At 37.6% G+C, this 20,993-nt stretch carries 22 protein-coding genes and 2 pseudogenes; 13 read left to right on the forward strand and 11 right to left on the reverse strand.

The window, feature by feature from the left end; translation table 11 throughout:
• Nucleotides 1-124 precede the first annotated feature (124 nt).
• The 3 genes from AC27H3_RS07440 to AC27H3_RS07450 all read left to right on the forward strand — a co-directional run bounded on the left by AC27H3_RS07440 (nucleotide 125) and on the right by AC27H3_RS07450 (nucleotide 3,995).
• Nucleotides 125-1,342, forward strand: coding sequence for a BCCT family transporter (locus tag AC27H3_RS07440; RefSeq protein ID WP_487104968.1), 1,218 nt, complete (start codon nucleotides 125-127; stop codon nucleotides 1,340-1,342).
• Nucleotides 1,343-1,361: 19 nt separating this feature from the next.
• Nucleotides 1,362-2,066 carry a TorF family putative porin gene (locus tag AC27H3_RS07445; RefSeq protein ID WP_487104970.1) on the forward strand — a complete coding sequence of 235 codons (705 nt, stop codon included), beginning with the start codon at nucleotides 1,362-1,364 and terminating at the stop codon, nucleotides 2,064-2,066.
• A gap of 603 nt (nucleotides 2,067-2,669) precedes the next feature.
• Entirely contained in the window at nucleotides 2,670-3,995 is a 1,326-nt protein-coding gene (locus tag AC27H3_RS07450) for an aspartate aminotransferase family protein (RefSeq protein ID WP_487104972.1), read from the forward strand.
• Between the two features lie 155 nt (nucleotides 3,996-4,150).
• Here the strand turns inward: AC27H3_RS07450 and AC27H3_RS07455 are convergent, their stop codons facing one another.
• Nucleotides 4,151-5,020: an MYG1 family protein gene (locus AC27H3_RS07455; protein ID WP_487104974.1), complete on the reverse strand. Its 870-nt coding sequence runs from the start codon at nucleotides 5,018-5,020 to the stop codon at nucleotides 4,151-4,153.
• Between the two features lie 267 nt (nucleotides 5,021-5,287).
• Nucleotides 5,288-6,070, reverse strand: coding sequence for a phytanoyl-CoA dioxygenase family protein (locus tag AC27H3_RS07460; RefSeq protein WP_487104976.1), 783 nt, complete (start codon nucleotides 6,068-6,070; stop codon nucleotides 5,288-5,290).
• 265 nt (nucleotides 6,071-6,335) lie between these two features.
• On the opposite strand from AC27H3_RS07460, the gene AC27H3_RS07465 reads away from it, so the two are divergent.
• From AC27H3_RS07465 to AC27H3_RS07480, 4 genes are all read left to right on the forward strand, one after another.
• Entirely contained in the window at nucleotides 6,336-7,619 is a 1,284-nt protein-coding gene (locus AC27H3_RS07465) for a lytic murein transglycosylase (protein ID WP_487104978.1), read from the forward strand.
• Nucleotides 7,620-7,874: 255 nt separating this feature from the next.
• The gene (locus tag AC27H3_RS07470; RefSeq protein ID WP_487104980.1) at nucleotides 7,875-8,294 is read left to right on the forward strand and encodes a hypothetical protein; all 420 of its coding nucleotides are present in this window, start codon (nucleotides 7,875-7,877) and stop codon (nucleotides 8,292-8,294) included.
• A 304-nt stretch (nucleotides 8,295-8,598) separates the two neighbouring features.
• Nucleotides 8,599-9,390, forward strand: a complete 792-nt coding sequence (locus AC27H3_RS07475; RefSeq protein WP_077343698.1) for a DUF3800 domain-containing protein — start codon at nucleotides 8,599-8,601, stop codon at nucleotides 9,388-9,390.
• Nucleotides 9,391-9,678: 288 nt separating this feature from the next.
• The gene (locus AC27H3_RS07480) at nucleotides 9,679-10,365 is read left to right on the forward strand and encodes a hypothetical protein (protein WP_487104982.1); all 687 of its coding nucleotides are present in this window, start codon (nucleotides 9,679-9,681) and stop codon (nucleotides 10,363-10,365) included.
• Between the two features lie 79 nt (nucleotides 10,366-10,444).
• Here the strand turns inward: AC27H3_RS07480 and AC27H3_RS07485 are convergent, their stop codons facing one another.
• The 5 genes from AC27H3_RS07485 to AC27H3_RS07505 all read right to left on the reverse strand — a co-directional run bounded on the left by AC27H3_RS07485 (nucleotide 10,445) and on the right by AC27H3_RS07505 (nucleotide 13,071).
• Complete coding sequence (locus tag AC27H3_RS07485) at nucleotides 10,445-10,975, reverse strand: group II intron maturase-specific domain-containing protein (RefSeq protein WP_487104984.1); 531 nt, start codon at nucleotides 10,973-10,975, stop codon at nucleotides 10,445-10,447.
• A gap of 5 nt (nucleotides 10,976-10,980) precedes the next feature.
• Nucleotides 10,981-11,244 carry a reverse transcriptase domain-containing protein gene (locus AC27H3_RS07490; RefSeq protein WP_487104986.1) on the reverse strand — a complete coding sequence of 88 codons (264 nt, stop codon included), beginning with the start codon at nucleotides 11,242-11,244 and terminating at the stop codon, nucleotides 10,981-10,983.
• 22 nt (nucleotides 11,245-11,266) lie between these two features.
• Nucleotides 11,267-11,773, reverse strand: a complete 507-nt coding sequence (locus AC27H3_RS07495; RefSeq protein WP_487104988.1) for a reverse transcriptase domain-containing protein — start codon at nucleotides 11,771-11,773, stop codon at nucleotides 11,267-11,269.
• Nucleotides 11,774-12,562: 789 nt separating this feature from the next.
• Nucleotides 12,563-12,823, reverse strand: a complete 261-nt coding sequence (locus AC27H3_RS07500; RefSeq protein WP_487104990.1) for a Txe/YoeB family addiction module toxin — start codon at nucleotides 12,821-12,823, stop codon at nucleotides 12,563-12,565.
• A complete protein-coding gene (locus tag AC27H3_RS07505; RefSeq protein ID WP_085304622.1) occupies nucleotides 12,820-13,071 on the reverse strand; it encodes a type II toxin-antitoxin system Phd/YefM family antitoxin in 252 nt (83 codons plus the stop codon). The genes AC27H3_RS07500 and AC27H3_RS07505 overlap by 4 nt, the downstream gene beginning before the upstream one ends.
• 351 nt (nucleotides 13,072-13,422) lie before the next feature.
• Here AC27H3_RS07505 and AC27H3_RS07510 point away from each other — a divergent pair, with 351 nt between their 5' ends.
• Nucleotides 13,423-13,767, forward strand: coding sequence for an energy transducer TonB (locus AC27H3_RS07510; RefSeq protein WP_487104993.1), 345 nt, complete (start codon nucleotides 13,423-13,425; stop codon nucleotides 13,765-13,767).
• A gap of 671 nt (nucleotides 13,768-14,438) precedes the next feature.
• Here the strand turns inward: AC27H3_RS07510 and AC27H3_RS07515 are convergent.
• The 3 genes and pseudogenes from AC27H3_RS07515 to AC27H3_RS07525 all read right to left on the reverse strand — a co-directional run.
• The gene (locus tag AC27H3_RS07515; RefSeq protein WP_487104995.1) at nucleotides 14,439-14,756 is read right to left on the reverse strand and encodes a CcdB family protein; all 318 of its coding nucleotides are present in this window, start codon (nucleotides 14,754-14,756) and stop codon (nucleotides 14,439-14,441) included.
• The gene (locus tag AC27H3_RS07520) at nucleotides 14,756-15,001 is read right to left on the reverse strand and encodes a type II toxin-antitoxin system CcdA family antitoxin (protein ID WP_487104997.1); all 246 of its coding nucleotides are present in this window, start codon (nucleotides 14,999-15,001) and stop codon (nucleotides 14,756-14,758) included. The genes AC27H3_RS07515 and AC27H3_RS07520 overlap by 1 nt, the downstream gene beginning before the upstream one ends.
• A 285-nt stretch (nucleotides 15,002-15,286) precedes the next feature.
• Nucleotides 15,287-15,490: pseudogene (locus AC27H3_RS07525) on the reverse strand (IS110 family transposase); the annotation flags it as partial.
• A gap of 127 nt (nucleotides 15,491-15,617) precedes the next feature.
• On the opposite strand from AC27H3_RS07525, the gene AC27H3_RS07530 reads away from it, so the two are divergent.
• The 5 genes and pseudogenes from AC27H3_RS07530 (at nucleotide 15,618) to AC27H3_RS07550 (ending at nucleotide 18,213) form a co-directional block, all read left to right on the forward strand.
• Nucleotides 15,618-16,229: a LysE family translocator gene (locus AC27H3_RS07530; protein WP_487104999.1), complete on the forward strand. Its 612-nt coding sequence runs from the start codon at nucleotides 15,618-15,620 to the stop codon at nucleotides 16,227-16,229.
• A gap of 298 nt (nucleotides 16,230-16,527) precedes the next feature.
• Nucleotides 16,528-16,986, forward strand: coding sequence for a hypothetical protein (locus tag AC27H3_RS07535; protein ID WP_487105001.1), 459 nt, complete (start codon nucleotides 16,528-16,530; stop codon nucleotides 16,984-16,986).
• A gap of 112 nt (nucleotides 16,987-17,098) precedes the next feature.
• On the forward strand, nucleotides 17,099-17,386 hold the full coding sequence (locus AC27H3_RS07540) for a hypothetical protein (protein ID WP_487105003.1): 288 nt from the start codon (nucleotides 17,099-17,101) through the stop codon (nucleotides 17,384-17,386).
• Nucleotides 17,387-17,556: 170 nt separating this feature from the next.
• A pseudogene (locus AC27H3_RS07545) lies at nucleotides 17,557-17,862 on the forward strand (RidA family protein); the annotation flags it as partial.
• Between the two features lie 87 nt (nucleotides 17,863-17,949).
• Complete coding sequence (locus tag AC27H3_RS07550; RefSeq protein ID WP_085304637.1) at nucleotides 17,950-18,213, forward strand: hypothetical protein; 264 nt, start codon at nucleotides 17,950-17,952, stop codon at nucleotides 18,211-18,213.
• 178 nt (nucleotides 18,214-18,391) lie between these two features.
• Here the strand turns inward: AC27H3_RS07550 and ppc are convergent, their stop codons facing one another.
• Nucleotides 18,392-20,953 (reverse strand): phosphoenolpyruvate carboxylase, encoded by a 2,562-nt coding sequence (gene ppc / locus AC27H3_RS07555; protein ID WP_487105005.1) that lies wholly within the window; start codon nucleotides 20,951-20,953, stop codon nucleotides 18,392-18,394.
• Nucleotides 20,954-20,993: the final 40 nt, after the last annotated feature.

Below are 20,993 nucleotides of genomic sequence, written 5' to 3' on the forward strand. Positions count from 1 at the left end.
GCCATAGACCATGGCAACCATCAATATTTAAGCTTAATCGCCTAGAAATAATCACTATAATTATGAGAAAAAATAGGAGTTAATTTATCTTTAAATTGTTTAAAAACTTTACGAGGAAATTGTCATGACTGCATGGTTATCTGCCGGAATATTATTTACTTTTTTAGCTATCGCATTCATTTTATATCGATGGGGAAACATTCGCTGTGTTGGTGTAACACCGGTTAAAACCTTCACCTTTATTGCTATTCTATTTACTTCAGGACTCGATGTGGGGCTTATTATGTTCCCATTAACTGAGTTTGCAGGCTACGCAGACTTAGCCTCCAGCCCTGAATACGGGTTTACTAACCCGCTAGCAATAGAGTTTGGTTTTTGGGCTTTTCTTATCTGGAGTTTTTACTTCCTTACTTGTTTTTATTTTTGTGTTATTGAGCCACGCGTAAAGTTCTTTGAAATTCCGCTGGTAAAATTCATTAATAATGTTGTCATAATAGGTACCTGTGCATTTACGGCTTATTTATTACTGTCTAACTTACCTTGGTATATGCCAGAGCTTGGTGATGGTGAATCTGTTATCGGTAGCTTCTACTTAATCGTATTATTCGTTATTGCCTTTGCGGTTTATTCAAGTACCAACATACGTTATGTACGCATTTTAAGCCTAGCAACCACTTGGCTTTTTATCGCATTAATTGCCGTGATGTGGGGCGGTGCATTTTTAGGTGAAAGCTCGAATATCGGTCAATTTGCCACTACCTTTTCTCTGTTAGGCGGCTACTTCGGTAACATTCACGAGTTTGTTCTGCCAATGAATGCTTATCATGAATTCTATCTTTACTGGTGGTTTGCATGGAGCATTATGATCGGCCAATTTACATCACGTTTTGTTGGTGGTTTACGTACCTATCAAGTGCTCTTGGCTATGTTGATATTTCCGTCTATTCCGATCGCATTATGGTTCAGCGTATTGTATTACTACAGCATGAACGCTATAGAAACTACAGGGTTCTATAATATTGCCATGGTATTGGTTGGCATTACCTTTGTAGTTAACTCGCTAGATTCACTGATCCGTTTATACACTGATAATTTGAACATAGGAGTAACCCGTATAGGTAAAGTTAAATATTTCTTAGGCAATCTTGTTGCCTTAAGTTTGCTTACCTTACTCTTTAAATTAGATTTCTTAGCAATTCAGTGGGTTGGCGCTTTAGTTATTGGGCTATTTTTCTCTTGCTTTGGTTATATTATCTTCAGAAAATTTAACGAAGTAGCGGCAATAGAAAGCTCACCAAAAGAAAATAAAATTGATTTTACTAAATTAGAACAAGTGACATAATAAAATGGGAATACAAGTAATGAAAAGCAATCTTATTGCCCTAGCAACATGTAGTTTGCTAGCAACTTCATCAGCTGCATTAGCTGACGTATCTACCACCGTAAACGTAACTTCTGACTATACCTTTAATGGTGTAAGCCAAACGGGTAACGATCCCGCATTACAAGCAAGTCTAGATTACGCTGGCACTGACGGTTTCTACGCCGGTGTTTGGGCGTCTACGGTTGACTTTGGTAGCGGTGAAGACACCAATCTTGAATTAGACGCATACGCAGGTAAATTTTTTCAGCTTGATGAAAAAATTGGCCTAGATGCCGGTATTGCTTACTATACCTATCATGGCGACTCAGCTTCAGATACTTACAATTATCCAGAGGCATATGCCAAGTTTAGTTATAATTCATCTTTGGGTGATACAGAATTAAACTTTTGGTACAGCTGGGATTATTTCGGGCTTGATGCTGGTCACTATATAACAATGATTGCTCATACCTTTGAAGTAACACAAGGCCATAACATTAGAGCAAGTTTTGACCGCTCAACGTCAAATGATGTAAACAAATGGGCGTGGAACGGCAATAAGTCATACAACCATGTTCGTCTCGAATACATGACTAGCTATGAAGGTTTCGATTTTAATCTTGCTGTTGAAGACACGAATATGAATATTGATAGTGCAGATTCACGCATTATTTTATCTGTATCTCGTACTTTTGGCTTATAAGGCGCTAATTGTTAAGAGCCAGGTTAATAATATCCAGGCCTATAAACATTAGGCTAATAATATGAATGGCCAAACTTAAATATTAGTCGCACATTTGCATACAAGCGCCCTTACATATCGTATGTAAGGGCGCTTTTTTATTTAACCTGAACTCTGGATAATGAGTGCTTGATATTCAAGTGAACCAAAAAATTAGGTGGTAAAGTAAATGCCGTAGAAAGGTGAACATTAAGAATAGACACCATCAATGCTTCATTTTATGCAATTATCTGCATTAAAAAGGAGCATTGAGCAAGTGGCGCTTATCCAGTTATCCAGAGTTCAGGTTATTTACTAATTCACCAGTAAAAAGTAAGTCTTAGCAATTACCTTAATGACATAAAATAAAAAAAGCATTGGGTTAAACCATAGATAAAATCTTGCTTAGAAAGTTTACATAAAAGCTTTACTTGAAAACTTTCCCTAAAAACAAGCTAATTTCACCATTAAGTATCGAAAAAGCAAAGGTAGCACTTCCTGACATCAAACTATCCCTGTATTATCTGCACCATTAAATTTACCGCCCAAATGTAGAAAATACACCCGTTAGATTGGAAAAAAATAATGACCAAAACACACAAGCCAAATAGTGCCAAAATGCTTAAACGAGCACACACCAATATGCCTTTAGGCGTTGCTGACAGCTACCGTTATTGGGGTGAAGAAAACACCGTATTTTTGAAAAGCATGCAAGGTTGCACTATTACTGATTGTGACGAACAAACATTCGTTGATTTTCGTTTAGCCTATGGCCCAATTATATTAGGGTATCGTGATGAGCGTGTAGATAACGAAGTTATTAATGCCATTACTAACGTCGGTACTATTTCTGGTTTTTCTACTGGGCTTGACTCTGATGTAGTTGAATTAGTTAAATCACTCTGCCCTAACATTGATAAAATGCGCTTTTCCAATTCAGGCACCGAAGCAGTTATTGGCGCTGTGCGTACTGCTAGAGGCTATACCAAGCGCAATAAAATTGTTGTAGTTGAAGGTGGTTTTCATGGTTTACATGACGAAGTTATGTGGAAGTCTGACGTTGATAACTGGGATGCAGACGATAAAAACTCACCAGAAATAATTCCTTTTGGTGCGGGTATTCCACAAAGTACACGCGAACACCAAGTTAGTGTGCCACTAAACGATATTTCAGCTATAGACGCTGTTTTTGCAGAATATGGTCATGACATAGCGGCCATTTTAATTGAGCCTATTATGGGTAATTGTGGCTCTATTGCATCAACACAAGCCTACATGCAAAAACTACGCGATGTTTGTAACAGCAATGGCTCTGTACTGATAATGGATGAAGTAAAAACAGGTTTTCGCGTAGCTAAAGGTGGCGCTCAAGCTTTATATAATATACACGCCGACATTACCACTTATGCTAAGGCTATGGGTAATGGCTATCCTGTTGCTGCTTTTGGTGGTAAAGCTGAAGTAATGGACACTATTTCTTTTGATAAAGGTGGCGTTACTCATGGCGGTACTTATACCGCAAACATGGTGGCATTAAGTGCGGCAAAAGCAACATTAACATTACTTAAAGAAACTGATGCACTTGAAACCATTGACCTGGTTGGCCAAAAAATTCAAACATTACTTTCACGTGTGTTTACCAAGTTTGGTGTTGAACACTGTTTTGCAGGCCCTAACGCCATGTTTGGGGTGCATTTTGGCACAAACGTACCGCAAAACTATCGTGACTGGAAAAGAACAAACAGCGATTTATACACGCAATTCGCCCTTAACTTAATAGACAATGGTGTAATGTTAGAACCGGATTCGCGTGAACCTTGGTTTATTTGTGAAGCGCATCAAACCATGGATTTAAATTGGTTAGAGCAAGTGGCTGAAAAATCGATGGCGGCAGCAATTAAAGCGCAGTAAATGCTAAATAGGCACTCAGTTCGCGCCCAACAACCACCACTTTAAATTATGCGTTTACCGACCAAAATAAAAGGTAAACGCATAAAACCTAGCTATAAATCACACTAAATACCCTGTATTAGGTACATCACATAACTAGGTATAAAAGCATTTTTCTATTCTTGAAGCGCTATAGCGGCCATTTTCATTGTACTTTCTAGCGATTGTGCGCCAGCAATAAATAAACCATTATGACAAAACATAGCGTCATCAATACCCGTTACATCTTGCAGCGCTTTATCAGCTAAACCCGCCCATGATTTAGGCAATGGTTTTCTGTCTTCAAATGACCCAAGTTCAACAGGCACGGTTTGAATTCTAAACGGACCAGAGCCCGACGGGTAAATAACATACAAAGCTTCTTTAGATAACGTATGAACCGTTGTTTTCCACGGTGTGTATTTTTCTAATACAATAACTCTTGGGTCTGCTGCATTTTCAATCGCTTTTGCAACAATTGATTTCGCATTTATGCCACCGCTAGCAGAAGCAATAAAGCGAGTTAAAACGCGTGATGCAAACGCCACCGCTTCATCAAAACAAGTATCAAAATTACTTTCTTCTTGCCACGTTGGGTTAAACATTGAAATAGTTTGGCTGAGACTAATACCTTGTGACACACCTTCAACATGACCACAGTCAATCGCGTCAATTGTCGATACTAAACCCGCATCAACCGAATGAGCTACTTCTTGAGAGCCTTGGCATATTTCTACGCCATATTTTTGCCAAATTAAACCGAAAGATGAGTAAGGAATACCATTTTCACGCGCACCGGCACCACCACGTTGATGATGATCAAATCGGCCAGTGTCTGGGTTATATTCACCGCCCACATCAATCACAATATCAGCCTGCGCTATAACCGCTAAATCTCGTGTACGTACAAGGTTAAAGTCAGGAAAAATACTCTTAAGCGCAGCGATACTGAACACATCATCTGCATGAAAATTACCATTATGAGTTACTATTGTTTTATCATTCATTTATTTTGTTTCATGCCGTTTTAGAAAAAGAGAAAGATGCTGCGAATTAAATATTACGTTTAAAAGTAGCGAAAAAGTAAGTGCCGAATTCTATCTGAATACCACGCATAACAACAGCTAACTTTAAAACTCTATAGCGTAAATTAAACATACTGAATAAAGAATACGACTGAGAAAAAACTAATCTAGCCATTGAGTCTATACATAACTAATACATAACTTGTACTGAAAAAAACATTGAATATAAAGCTAATGTTTTTTTTAAAGCTAGCCACTAACCTTTAAATTAAGGGTATTAATAAATAGCCTTGGCTCAACAATTTCATCTAACATCGAGCTATCGGGTAAACAGTCATCATCAACAAAATCGGCAAAATCTCCTGCTGAATCAAACACCAAAATATCTAACGCTAGTCTGTCTAAACCATATAAACCACGATGGATCATATCGGCAGAAAACACTAATAAATCGCCTGCCGCTAAGCCTATTTTTTTACCCGTAGATAAGTCATCACTACTTACTTTGCCTTTTTCTTCTTGGCGAACATTAAACTCTTCTTCGTTGTCCCAGCGCTTATGTGTTTCTGGAACTAGCTCCATGCCTAATTCATCAAAAAGTGGCACGCGTAAATGCACAACCTGAGTTTGTGCAATCGCGTTCTTTTGTCCTTCAAGATCATGATCATACTGACAATCACGATGCCAGAAATCTTTTTGCGCCGGATTAACAGGATTAAAGAACAATTGAGTATTCATAAACGCAGGATTATTAGCAATGAGGGCATCAACAACCGCCATGACTTTCTTTGAACTGATAAAGTTAAAAAGCGAAATACGCTCTTGTGTAGCTAAGTACTCACTACCGGTAATTAAAGAAGAGTTAAAGGCTTCTTCTTGATAAAACTTGGCATTGTCTTGTTGCCACAAGTGATGAAACTTTAACACTACAGCTCTAAGCGCTTCTATTTCAGAGGCACTGAAATAATTTCTAACCACAAAGAAACCTAATTCTTGATAACTATGTTGCCATGTTTTACTACTTTCTAACATTACCGAAGCTTGCCGTAAGATACTTTATGGTGGTTATTATAACCGTTTGAAAAAACGAATGCCTAGTCAGTATATTGCTTTTGTTGTTATCAGCTAGCGCTTGACAAATAATGTGCAAACAACATTTTCTAATACAATGAACCGTTAAATAAACAATTAAATATTTAATAAAAGATTGTCATCAATGTATTATTTAGCCATGGTATTGTACTCTCGTATTATTTCTCAAATTCACCGACAATATTAGTTAAGGAATATTTCTTTCATGGCCTCATCGAACTATCTAGTCAAACAAATTATCACATTTTTCAATTACCGAAAGCTTCTAACCACTTGTGCACTTTTACCCATGATGGCAAACGCAACTATTGCTGACGAAAATTTTCAGCAGTGCAAGGTAAACTTAGCTGAGCGTGCAAAGAACACAGGGTTCTCCACTTATATCACGCAAACCGTAATTAATAATATTACCCCTATTGAGCGAGTAATTACTTTAGATAAAAAGCAGCCTGAATTTAGCCAAACGTACGAGCAATACATCAAAGCCAGAGTAAGTAATTATCATGTTCGCGTTGGCAAAGAAAAGCTAAAACAAAACAAAGCATTATTTGATAGTTTAGAAAAAGAATACGGTATTCCCCGACAATATTTAGTCTCGTTTTGGGGCTTAGAAACTGTTTTTGGCAAACACAAAGGTAAAATGTCGGTGCTTAACTCGTTGGCAACATTGGCATGCGATCAACGTCGCAGCGAGTTTTTTACTCTAGAGCTACTAAACCTTTTCACTTTAATTGAAACAGAAAAAGTAACCGTTGATCAGCTACAAGGTTCTTGGGCTGGCGCTATGGGGCATATGCAATTTATGCCAACAGCCTTCTTAAAATATGCCGTTGACGGCGACAACGACGGCAAAGTTGATATATGGCAAAGCGAAGCCGACGCACTTACCACCGCGGCAAATTACTTAAATCAAATTGGTTGGCAACCAGAAGAACGCTGGGGCAGAGAAGTAAAGTTACCTGAAAACTTTGCCTTCGAAAAAGTGAGCTTCGACCAATACTACTCACTGAGTTATTTAAGCCAATTAGGTATAACAACAACGAATAATCAAGCATTATCAACATACGATATTCAAGCCGAGCTTTATCTTCCTTCAGGATACAAAGGCCCTGCTTACCTACTCTACCCAAATTTCAATGTCATTATGACCTGGAACTTATCTAAAAGTTATGCACTTTCAGTCGGCTTATTAGCAAATAAATTAGTCGGTTCGAATGGGCTTGAGTTTTTAAAAGGCGAGCAAGCGCTAAAAAATAGATTTAGCTACAAAGAGATGAAAAACCTACAAAACCAACTCAATACATTAGGCTTTGAAACCGGCAAACCCGATGGCATTTGGGGACCGAAAAGTCGCGACGCAATTCGCTCGTTCCAGCTAGCACATCAACTTATTGCCGATGGTTACCCAAATAAAGCCCTATTTTCAAAAATTAAATTAGTGCTAGATAAAAGTGAAGAAAAAACGACGAAAGTAGATTATCAAGGTTAGATAAAATTAATACTTTTTATTTCACCTAGCCGCTGTATTCACACCCAGTAACCTGTGTATTTCCCGCTTTATTGTAGAAAGGCAGATTTAATCTGCCTTTCTACACCGGTGTATTCAATGGTTGATAATAAGTAATTGAATGTAAAAATTAAGTTATGTATATTGATTTGAATAAATATTCATTAGATGGGTTTTTCGCTTGTGGAAAGGCGGATTTGATCTGTCTAATACGCTGTTATATAACTAAGGAGAGTTATGAGTAGTCCAAGCATTTTCAAAGACCACGCAAGAAAATCATTCTCCTTTTTAATAGATTCATACGGGTTCCAAGAGCAAGCTTTAGGTAAATTTGATAATAATTACTCTGTTAATTTTATTACCTCAAAAACTAAAGTAATAGTTGAAGGAATTAATCGGGGACTAAATTCTAGGATTGCGGTCGGTAGTTCAACTGGAAAGTTTGAGAACTTCGACCTAGGTGATGTACTCACTGTTTTCTGTCCCGAGCGTTCTTTAACTGATTCGGACTTTGAAAAGAATCAAATTGAGCAATTGTCACTAATGGCAAACTTGCTAAAAGAGTGTGCTGAACAAGTTTTACTAGGAGATCACTCGTCTTTTCCCAAGCTAGCGAAAATAGTAAAGAAAAGAGCTAAAAAATTTAGTAGGCTATAGTGCAATCGTTATATAACAAGCTAATAAATAAGGACAAAAAACAGTTGGCTGTTTTCGTTCCTCAACATTTTAGCCAACAATTTTTTGCCCATTATTAGGGCGTTGAGGCTGTAGAATTTCTCCAAACTGAAAAATGGCGTATGATTTTTGTTTTAGTACAGCCTTTAAAGTTCACTTATTAGTGGAGTATTGCCTCAGAATACACGTAGCAACGCAATTTGAGGCTTAATTTTTAATAAATTTTGAGGCTGCTTTTTCTAAAATAGAAATTCTACAGCCCCGTTAGGTGCTATAGGAGTCACGGATGAGTCTTGGTAAATTAATCTGGCATGTTGGATGCGATGAATCAGGTATTGATGGGCAAGTCTATTATGGGTTTGGCTCTCTGTGGATGAAATACCAAAGACGAGGGGATTTCACTCGAATAATCCGTGAACTTCGTGAAAAGCATCGCATGCATGATGAAATCAAGTGGCAAAAAGCGCACAGTAAAAGGTATGCAGAGTTTTATTCCGAACTAATTGATATGTTCTTTAAAAATTCTTGGTTAGCATTCCATTGTATTGTTATTAGAAAGGGTATGGTCGACAAATCTTTTCATGATGGTGATTACGATTTAGCAATGAGAAAACACTTCACACAGCTGATTTCTGCGAAAATTAAAGCCGTGTTAAAAGCTCACCCTAATCGTGAATGTGAATTTAGAATTGAAGTCGATCCTCTACCATCAAGATATAAAAAAGCAGATGAAGCTTTTCATAAAATAGCAAATAGCATGTTAAAAAAGGAACTTGGCGGCGAAGCACTAATTAAAAGTGTAGTTACAAAAGACTCTAAGGATTCTGAGCATATCCAAATAGCAGATTTTTTATTGGGTGCTGTAATGAGTGCATTTCAAGGTAAAGCATCTTCACCTGCTAAATTGGCAGTAGCAAATAATATTGCTTCGTATTTGGGGTGGGATAACCTTAAGCACGACACTTGGAATAGTGAGAGGAAATTTAATATTTGGTATTTCTTCGATCCAAGGTTTGGTTCACGAGAAATAAGTACAGAGAAAATTACACTAAAATATCCTCTGCCATTTCGCACCTAACAAGCTAATTAATAAGGACAAAAAACAGTTGGCTGTTTTCGTTCCTCAACATTTTAGCCAACAGTTTTTTGCCTATTATTAGTGCGTTGAGGGTGTAGAATTACTCCAAAGTAGAAAATGGAGGGCCATTTTTGTGTTCATACAGCCGTTAAAAGTCATTTTCTAGTTGGATATTGCCTCAGGTTTCACGTAGCAACGTAATTTGAGGCTTAATTTTTAATAAATTTTGAGGCTGTTTTCTCAAAAAGAGAAATTCTACAGGCTCGTTATATATCAAAGGTGAGGTTCGTGCTTAAAAAGTATAAGAATAAAATACTCGAAGTAATTCATGAAGAAGGCTTTGATGTTGAGCAATTTAAAAAACATGAAAAGAATGTTGATGGCTCTCAAGCCGCAATATTTCAACTTGTTAATTCACCATTATTTTTTATGATAAGAACAAATCCAGATGATTATCACTCTTATGATTGTCGTTATATTAACTTCTCTCCTGACTTCAGTCGTTCTGAGTATGAACCTGACAGAGATTGGGGAGATTTTGAATTTTGTTATGATAAATTCATTTGGTGGCTAAATAATCATGTTAAAGAATACCAAGTTGAGATGGAAGTTCCTGATTTATGGAGTGAACTACAGGGTAAACCACTGTTTGAAACTGATCCTTTAGTTGATAGAAATGCTGATCAATTTAATCGAATAGAAAAAGATAAGATTGAACGTGCATTATTGCAGTTTAAATCAATGTTAATCGAAGAATATAAGCCAACAGAGGAACAATTAAATTCTATTGAAGATCGTTTAAAATATTTATCTGATTCTACTGAGCGTTTGAATAAAGTTGATTGGCAAGGTGTTGCTATATCTACAATTATGAGTATATCAATAGCTCTAAGTCTAGACACTGCGAAAGGAAAGCATTTATTCGATCTATTCAAACGGTCTTTTCAGCTAGCAATTGAGTTTATGAGTAATTGATACATAAATCGGGTAGCCGGAGGTTTCTCTCCTCCAGCCCCCACACCACCCTGCATGCGGCTCCGCACAGGGCGGTTCATTAACCATGATGGATTTTAATCCAGATATCCCTTATTGACACTAAACCTGCCTTAGCTAAATATTCGTTGCTTAATGCTAAGTTTATTCCTTTGGTTTTCGCACTACGCCAAACACCTTTTCTTGTCGCTCCACAGCTCACCGCTAATGCGAGTGGAACACCGCGTTTTAATAGATTATTCACTTTGGTTCTTGGCTTTCGCCATTGTCGCCAATAACACATGCGTATTCTTCGGCGGAGCCATTGATCTAAATCCACACATAACTGATAACCATTGGCAATGAGGAAGTAATTACCCCATCCTCGCAGGTATCGGCTAAGGCTAGCTATTTGCTTATTCATCGCAATGCCCCAATTTCTATTTGTTAAAGTGCGCACGCGGTGTTTAAATCGCTGCAATGAATTGTCATGTATGTTGATGCGCCCGTATTTGAAACCAAAACCTAAAAACTTGGTTTCTTTTACCGCGCCTACACGACTTTTCTTCTCGTTAACAACTAGTTTGAGTGTTTGCTGTATAAACAAGCTCATGCTCGCTAAACGCGTTCACCAGCACGCTTACTTTTCACCAAAATGGTGAAATCGTCCGCATATCGGGCGAAATGATGTCCCCGTTTGACTAACGTTTCATCAAGCTCATCGAGCATGATATTAGAAAGTAACGGTGACAATGGCCCACCTTGTGGCACGCCTTGAGTTGGCTTTACTCGTTTACCGTGTTCAACGATCCTTGCCCGTAAGTACCGTCCAATCAATGTCATTAATACCTTATCTTTTACTTTTAACCCTATTTTATGCATGAGTAAGTCATGATTAACACGATCAAAAAAATTTTGATAAATCGATATCAACGGCTATTTTACGACCAGATTTAACGCCCGTTTGCAGGTGTTTTACCGCTTTCGCTGCATTGCAGTTTGGGCGAAAACCAAAACTATAAGGTGAAAAATGCGGGTCGAATATTGGGTTGAGCACTTGGTGGATCGCTTGTTGGATAAACCTATCGAGTACGGTAGGAATACCTAAACCTCGCGAGCCACCATCAGGCTTGGGGATGTTGACCCGTAGCACTGGGCCAGGGCGGTAAGTTCCTTGAGTAATTTGTGTTTTGATGTTCTCCCAGTTTGCGTTAGCAAAAGCGGGAAAATCATCTATCGTCATTCCGTCAATACCGGCACTGCCTTTATTGGCTTTGACTCGTTTCCAAGCGCTAGCTAAATTGGCAGGTGTTAACAGTTTATCGATGAGATTTTCATGTAAGGCTGGTGTTAATATGCCATGCTCAATAACATCATTGCCTGACGGCAATGTCGATGTATTCAAATGCATAAATGTTCCTCCTTTAGTTAATGTTCAGGCCTTCACCGTGTCCCAACCATTACGATGGCCGTTTGGCTACTATGCCGTTTGCTGACTTCTACTTAATCACATGCCTAGTTACCTAGACATGCGCTATCGGTTTGTATCTAGTTCGCTCTTCGCCATCGATACCCTCGACGAAGCCAAGGCACTTATATACCAGCGCCTTACTGGTGATTTACCGATCGCGTGTTAAGCAGATCTCCCCAGATAAGAGCATGCACTTTCTTTGCACTGCTGCATCATTTACGGTGACCATTAGATCACGTGGTTTCGTTATGCTTGGCTAACTCACCTCTAGTCTACGCCTCATATGATGTTCTTGTTCATCAGCTCGCAAGTTTGCTAGCGGCTTCCTTCAGACCATTCCTCAGGGAAAAGCCCTTGCCATTCGCTAGTAGTTAGCGTTTAATAACAATAAGTTACTTAAACGGTGATCTTCCTACAGAGGACTTTCACCTCATTAGTTCATGCCCATGCTGGGCGTACCAAGAAAATCAACAAGGACACGTAACAGTTGGCTACGTTTCGCTTCGCTACACCATTTTAGCCAACCATTACTTAGCCTGTTATTTAGGCGTTGAGGCTGTAGAATTACTCCAAAGTAAAAAATGGCGGATAATATTGATGTTCTTACAGCCTTTAAAGTTCACTTTCTAGTGGAATATTGACTCAGAATTCACGTAGCAACGCAATTTGAGGCTTAACTTTTGATAAATTTTGAGGCTGAGTTTCTAAAAGAGAAATTCTACAGCCTCGTTATGTGCCGTAATGGTATCGCAGTTGCGCAATTAGAATAGCGTCACCTTGATGTTTATAAACGATCCTATGCTCATCGTTTATGCGTCGTGACCAATACCCAGATAACCCATGCTTTAAAGGCTCTGGTTTGCCAATACCTTCTTGAGGAGTTCTTTGAATATCTTTAATGAGTAAATTAATACGTTTAAGTATTTTTTTATCGGTAGTTTGCCAATAAAGGTATTGTTCCCAAGCTTTTGTTGAGAATGTTAGTTTCATTCAATAAGCTCTCTTTCAGTTCCATTACCAGCTTCAAGCTCGGCAATGGAATCTAAAAGGCTTTTAGCATTTGCTGGGGATCTTAGTAAATATGTAGTTTCTTGCATGGCGTTATAATCTTCTAACGACATCATAACAACGGGAGCTTCACTTTTACGTGTAATAATAATTGGTGCGTGATCATTACAGACATTCGCCATTGTATTTGCTAAATTTGCTCTAGCGGCTGTATAACTTATTGCATCCATTGGTAACTCCAAAGCGTTCATGTACGTTAATTGGTACAGTATAGCGCACTGGTACATAATAAGTCACTCAAAAGGTCAAAAAACAGTTGGTTTTTGCTCCTGTGTCGCTTATTTTAACCAACATATTATATGCCTCTTAACGAGGCGTTGAGGCTGTAGAATTTCTCCAAACTGAAAAATTCCGTATGATTTTTATGTTCGTACAGCCTTTAAAGTTTCACTTTCTAGTGGAGTATTGCCTCAGAATTCACGTAGCAATGCAATTTGAGGCTTAATTTTAATAAATTTTGAGGGTGTTTTTTTCTAAAAGAGAAATTCTAAAGCCTCGTTAGCTATACAAAAAGGATTTTCATGACTCACGCTACTTTGGTATTCATATCACTAATTTTAATTTCTAGTTGTTCTTCAACTCCCTTGCCTGATAGATCTAATGCGTCATTGTTAGAAACGGAAAATCCAACCTACCCAATTCATGCGGCTCGCAATAAAATCGGAGGCTTTGTCAAAATGAGCTTCGATATCAGCGAAAGTGGTGAGCCAATAAATATTAAAGTTTTAAAATCAGCTCCTGAACGTATTTTTGTTAAAGCAGCAATTAAAGCTCTCTCAAATTGGAAGTACACACCTAAAGTAGAAAATGGTAAGGCTGTTGTTCAACAGGACTTAACGGTTCGGCTAGATTTCAAGATGGAGTGAATGTATAGCTAAGAAAATCAATAAAGACACGTAACAGTTAGCTACGTTTTGCTACGCTACACAACTTTAGCCAACCATTACTTAGTCTGTTATTTGTGCGTTAGCTTTCAAGGAGAGAACATTGAAATATCTACTAATATCGTTAACTTTAATTATGTCATTCGTGTGTAATGCGAATGACAAAAAAGAAATAGACAACTTAGCTAAGCCTGTTTTGGCCTTATTTGAAACAAATTAACAGACACTCATCCCAAATTATAGAAAAGCTTCGGGTAAAATCGTTATAACAAGTCACTAAGAGGCGTTGAGACTTTAGGATTATTCCAAAGTAAAAAATGACGTACGACTTTTGTTTTCATACAGCCTTTAAAGTTTCACTTTATAGTGGAATATTACCTCAGAATTCACCTAGCAACGCAATTTGAGGCCTAACTTTTAATAAATTTTGAGGCTGATTTTTCTAAAAGAGAAATTCTACAGCCTCGTTATGTGCTAGTGCAAAAAGGCCTGAGAAATATCATTATATATATTGCTTGGTGTTTGTTATTTATTTCAAGAATTCAGATGGTTGGTGTATAAACATCTAAGAAATTAAACAAGAAATAAACATTTGGCTTTTTGTTCACTACGTTCACTTATTTTAACCAACATTTTTTCCTGTTAAATGGTTGCTATATGCCCGTAATGGCAAGGTCGATTGCTGCAATAATTTCGTCTCTTAATGATTCAACTGAGCCAACAGGATCTTTGAGTAATTTGGCTGGCATTGAAGCAATCTGAGGTGTGAGTAAAATATATTGTTCCTTTTCATACTCAATCAAAGGAGTTAATCCATCCATTTGCTCATTTCTAAAATGAGAGAGTTTTCCTAAAGGGATCACAATTCTTGTTATAATATTGCTAATTAATGCATTTTGTATATCAATAATATAAGGGTATGCGTCACGGCTTTTTTTACTTGGATTTATATATACATCAAATTGCGACATTAAAATTCTCTAAATTCATCACCAAAACACCCATTATCATCTACAAAGTCATTGTAGGCCTGTATGGCATTTTTATTTTCTTTTACCCACTTGTTAGCTTCAATATTTTTTAATTTATCTTTTAATGCTTGCTCTAAAGTTGCAGATAAATTAATGTTAAGAGCTCTGGTTTTCTTTAGTAAGTCGCTATTTAGGCTAAGATTTGTTGCTTTTTTTGGGGCGTTAAAATCGTATAATTCTTGCATAATATGTCTCCAAGTAATCATTAAATTTAGTATGCGCATTCCGATGCGTATTGTAAAGAGCATACAAGAAATTCTACAGGACATAAAACCGTTGGCTGCGATAGTGCCTCACACATTATAGACAACTATTTATTGTCTGTTAACGAGGCGTAGAGGCTGTAGAATTACCCCAAAGTATAAAATGAAGGATGGTTTTTGTGTTCATACAGCCTTTAAAGTTCACTTTTTAGTGGAGTATTGCCTCAAAATTCACGTAGCAGCACGCCCTGAGGTGGACCGCAAGCATTAAGACTTGTTTTCCACCGCATATTTTAATAGCGGCGAGCCTTTGCTTTTTAAGGCCGATAAGTACGTTGATTCATCATACGCTGTCTTTGTTTTCCAACACCGAAATAATATTCTTATCCACTTAAAAGCCAGTGCTCTTATGATAGTGTTATGTGGCTTTCCTTTACTTTTTTGTTGTTCATAATACGCCTCGGCCCAAAATAAATACCAAAACGTTTATGATTGTTAAAGTAAAATGATCCAGTTAGAGTACTTGGATTACATAAAAAGCGAAAAACCTTAAAGAGTCTGTGGGCAAACAGGCTAATTCTCAAACATAGAGGAAGTGATGGAATACATATACTCACTCGTATTATTTACAATCGCATCTTCTGCGACGCCGGGTCCAAATAACATATTAGTAATGACATCAGGGGTTAACTTTGGTGTTAAAAAAAGCTTACCTGTTTTTTGTGGCATATGCGTTGGGTTTGCTTTAATGCTGTTATTAGTTGGTATCGGTTTTGGGCAAATATTTGAGGTTTTTCCAAACCTTAACACAATGATTAAAATCATTGGCGTTGGTTACTTACTTTATTTAGCTTGGATTATTGCGGGTTCAAGCAATAGCTTCAAATCAAAAGAGCAACAAAAGCCGCTAACTTTTCTTAACGGTGCGTTGTTTCAATGGGTTAACGCAAAAGCTTGGATTGTTGCAACTGGTGCAGTTGCTGCATTTACGACTTCAGGCGATGAGCACTTAGTTCAAGTGGCTTTGGTTGCTAGCACTTTTTTAGTTTTATCATTTCCTAGTGTAGGTATTTGGCTAATTTTTGGCTCATGGCTAAAAAAGTATTTAAATACCAAAGCTAATCAGAAAGTATTTAATTTAACGATGGCAAGCCTACTAATTATTTCGGTTTTACCTGTATTAGGCGAGCTAATTGAAAAGTTTACCTGACAAGTAAATCTAGGTTGCACCTACAGCCAATTAATCATAACACTCATCTTAAATTGCCAATGCGACTTTAATAGGTACAGTAAGTGAATGACACCGCGGCTTAATCTTGTTTATATTATGATTTTAAAATTAAAAAGTGATATGGTTTCAAATTTTTATATGTAAACTACAGTGTAGTTTACATATAAAAAAAATAAACAAGGACACGTAACTGTTAGCTACGTTTCGCTACGCTACACAACTTTAGCCAACCATTACTTAGTCTGTTATTTGTGCCTTAGCTTTCAAGGAGAGAACATTGAAATATCTACTAATATCGTTAACTTTAATTATGTCATTCGTGTGTAATGCGAATGACAAAAAAGAAATAGACAACTTAGCTAAACCTGTTTTGGCTTTATTTGAAGAAAACAAAATCAATAGTGTGGCTAGCAAAGCGCTAGAAAATAGCTCTATCAGTGATTACATAAGTAAAGCTGACCTAGCTCAATCAGACAGTCAATTTTTTGGTTATTTAAACGTTCTGGGCAAGTTCCACTCTCAGGAGTTAATATACGAACAAGGCATAGAAGGTACATTCATATCACGTTGGTATGTATTAAAGTACGACCGCCAGCCAGCATTAATATACTTGGAATTTTATAAGGCTAAAGATGAATGGCAAATTCATTCAATTAACCTTAAATTAGAACTTGATGATTACATCGAAGAAAGATCTAAAATAGAAATTGGCAAGCTTGGTGTTAAAAGTAATTAATCAGTGCAATCACCTTAAATTTTAAGGCTGTTTTTTCTAAAAGAGAAACTCTACAGCCTGGTTAGTTTTCTTAGAGATTTTAATCTCTACATTTATCGAAAAGGATAGTTTGATGTTAAATAAAATAATCGTTCTCACATGCTCAATGTTAGTTACAGGCTGTGTTGTTGTTCCAGAAGTGGATAATTCTCAACAATATCAATGTGGCTTATCTACAGATAAGAAAACTCTGAAAGTGGTTAATTTAATGAAAGGTGACACTAGCTTTTATAAATGGAATGATGAATTTTTATCCATTATTACTATGCCATCATCAGCAGTTGTCTCAAGCGTATACGTAGCGGTTAATAATGTTTATCATTTTGGGGAAAAGCAAATAAAGTGTGGCAATAAAACCTAACAGAGAACGACGCTGGTATTTACTTTTCATTATTGGAGCTTAAATTGCTAAATTTCATAAAAAAATCATTACCTTTATTTTGTGCCCTGTTTTTGTTCGGTTGTACCACAGGGAACCAAGTTATTGAAAGAAAGAATTATTTTCCTTGAGAGAATGACACTGGCTATTCTCAAGTAGTGAAAAGTAATAAAACTTTATATATTTCAGGCATTACCAGCGAAAAAGAAACTTTTGTCGAGCAAGTAGACGATATTTACACGATCATAAAAAAAATATTAGCTGATTATGATGTTGGAACCGATGCTATTGTAAAGGAAGTTATATTCACAACGGATATTGAAGCACTGAAGTTAGCTATTCCAACACGTAAAGCTCATTTTAATGGTAAATATCCTTCTTCAAGTTGGGTAGAAGTTAAAAGGCTTTGGAGTAAGTCACACTTATTAGAAGTGGAAGTTGTTGTTGTTTCACCTTAAATATAAGGCATTTTAAAGGACAATAAACAGTTGGTTTTTATCTCTTAGAAAGATGTTGTTCTTTTAGTTAAAGTAAGGATATTTAAATTGAATTTAGTGTTTATAAAAAGCATTTTTTTGTTTTTGGTGGTTTCAATAACTGTTGGATGTGCGGCTACATCACCCTCTTTAAAAAGTGATGTTAGTTCACTTGATTGTAATAAAAAACTCGCGTTTATTCAGTCGCCTGAAAACACAGTTTCTGATGATGGTTTTACAATATTATATGATGGGGAAAATAAAGAAATATTTGCTGAATTAATTGAGCAGGCACATGCCAATCAAATGGCGAGTGGTTGTATCAAAGGCTAGCAAGCACTTCAAACGGAACAAACGAGTAACCTTATAACGGCTAAGCTCAAGCAAAATCCCCATTAGCTTTAGAGGTTTTTAACAAAAAAAAGCAGCCAAACTTAGGCTGCTTCTCATCTCATTTCTTCATTGCTTTCTTAATATTGCTAGGAAAACCGTTGTTTTATAAAGCCAACTGTTAACCGGTGGTACGCATTCCGGTTGCGATTCCTGTCATACTTACCATTAATAGTTGCTCACAAACAGGATGTTCAGGCTGTTTACGTAAGCGTTTTAACGCTTCTATTTGCAATAAATGTAGTGGTAAAAGGTACGGTCGGCGTAAGTTAAAAGAGGCTAAATTCCACGGGTCGCTTTCAAGAGACTCTGTTTGGCCTAGCAGCTCGAGTACCGTTTTTCTATCAGCGGTTAATTGTGTTCTAAGCCCTTCTCCCATTGGCATTAATTCACTCTCAACTAAGCTCTGGTCATAAAGTTTAGAGATATTAATATCTGACTTTAAATACACCATTTCAGTCAAGGATATACGCGCTCTAAAATAAGGCCAGTTTTCAAGCATATCTTTAATGGTGTTTTGGTGCTCGGCATCAGCATTTGCAAGCGCTTCACCAAAACCTAGCCAGCTTGGCACAACTAATCTATTTTGGCTCCAAGCAAATATCCAAGGAATTGCGCGTAGCGATTCAATGCCACCGTCAGATTTTCGTTTGCTCGGTCGAGAGCCTAAAGGTAAAGATGACAACTCTTGCTCTGGTGTGGCTTGTCTAAAATAGGTAACAAAGTCGTCTTGCTCACAAACGTAGTTACGATATATTTCACAGCTACTTTTTGCCATATCTTCCATGGCATTACGCCATGTATCTTTAGGCGATGGTTGTGGCTTAACTAAGCTTGCTAATATGGCACTGGCATATAAATGTAAACTACGAACGGCCAAGTTAGGTAAACCGAACTTAAAACGTATAGTTTCGCCCTGCTCTGTAACTCTTAAGCCACCTTCTAATGTGCCTGGAGGCTGAGACGCTATAGCTGCATGCGCTGGCCCGCCGCCACGACCGATAGTACCGCCACGGCCATGGAATAGTTTTAGGGTTATATTATGGCTTTTCGCAGCAGCCACCAAGGCTTCTTGCGCTTGATATTGTGCCCAAGCAGCAGCTAGCACACCGGCATCTTTTGCTGAATCACTGTAGCCTATCATAACGTGTTGCGCGCCATGTGTGCGTTTCGTATAAACCTTATCGCTTAATAATTTATCAATAACGCCAGCGGCACGGTTTAAATCATCCAAGGTTTCAAACAAAGGTGCAATCGGCATTTGCCAAGTTATTCCTGTGGCCTTCATTAACAAATTAACCGTTAGCACATCACTTTGCTCACTGGCCATTGAAATAATATAAATACCTAAAACTTCTTTGGGTTGCTCAGCAATAAAAGCAAAAGTATCTAGCACTTCTTGCGTTTGTTCACTCCATGCTACATTTGGCAATAATGGTCTTGGATTATTAAGCTCTTGCTGAAGAAATTCACAACGTTTTTGTTCATTCCACGTCAAGTAATCTCCTAACCCTAAGCTTTGAGTAATTTCTGAGATAGCTTGATCATGAAACTCACTGTGTTGGCGAACATCGAGTTTAACCAACGAAATACCAAAACAATGTACTTTTCGAATAACATCTAACAACATTGAGTTGGCGGCTCGTTCTAACCCTGCAGCCAGTAAACTTTCTCGACAAATAACTAAAGGTTTAAGTAAGTCTTCTGGGCTAGCAATAACACCTTGGGTTTCATTATTTTTCAAGGTTGTAACACTAGCTTCTAATTGAGCAATAGTTTGCTTTAAAATATGGCGATAAGGACCAATATTATCAGTATCAGCTGCGATTAACTCGTCACTGGCTTTGTTCATCGATAGTTCAAGGTAGAGGTTTTGAAAATCAATTAAATACAGCTCTGCTGCTAATAGCCTTGCATTGATAATAGCTTGTTTACTGAGTTTCGCTGTTACAAAGGGATTACCGTCGCGATCCCCTGCCATCCAACTTGCCATAGTAATTGGTGTAGCATCTAACGGTAGAGCTTGGCCCGTAACCGCTTGGCAAAGTTCGTCAAGTTCACGCACAAAAGTCGGAACAGCAAACCATAAGCTATCGCGAATAGCATCTAAGCCCCAGCGCGACTCATCCAATGGAGTTGGACGTTGCGAGCGTATTTCGCTTGTGTGCCATGCTTGTTCAATTAGCTCTTCAATTCGGCCATTTAGCGCTGCACCTGATTGCGCGAGCTCTTCAGCAACTTCGTGATATTTATGTATAAAAGTACGACGATTTACTTCTGTTGGATGCGCGGTTAATACAAGTTCAATATGAAGTTTGTTAATCGCTGATAAAAATGCCTCAGGCGTACAACCACTAACCTGCTCTTTTAAAGAAGCTAACGGGTGCGGTAAATCAAGCTCTGCCAAGCCTTGTTCACTCGTGGTATGTTGTTGTTCGGCAATATTTGCCAAATTCAAAAATTGGCTAAAAGCACGACCATAAATTAACAGGTCTTGCTCATCACAAGATTCAAATAAAGTTTGTAGCTCATTAATAGCTAAAGCATCTTGCGCTACGCCGTCTTTAGCGAGTACGCGCACACGTTCAACATTTTCTAACCAACGTTGCCCTTTGTCGTTGGCAATGGTTTTACCCAATACAGAGCCAAGTGAGCGAATATTTTGAGATATAGTTTCTAACATGCTTTGTTCTCTTTTTAAGCGAATTAACATAAGCGTAGAA

The sequence above is a fragment of the Colwellia sp. NW0002-52-1 genome, from assembly GCF_057550865.1.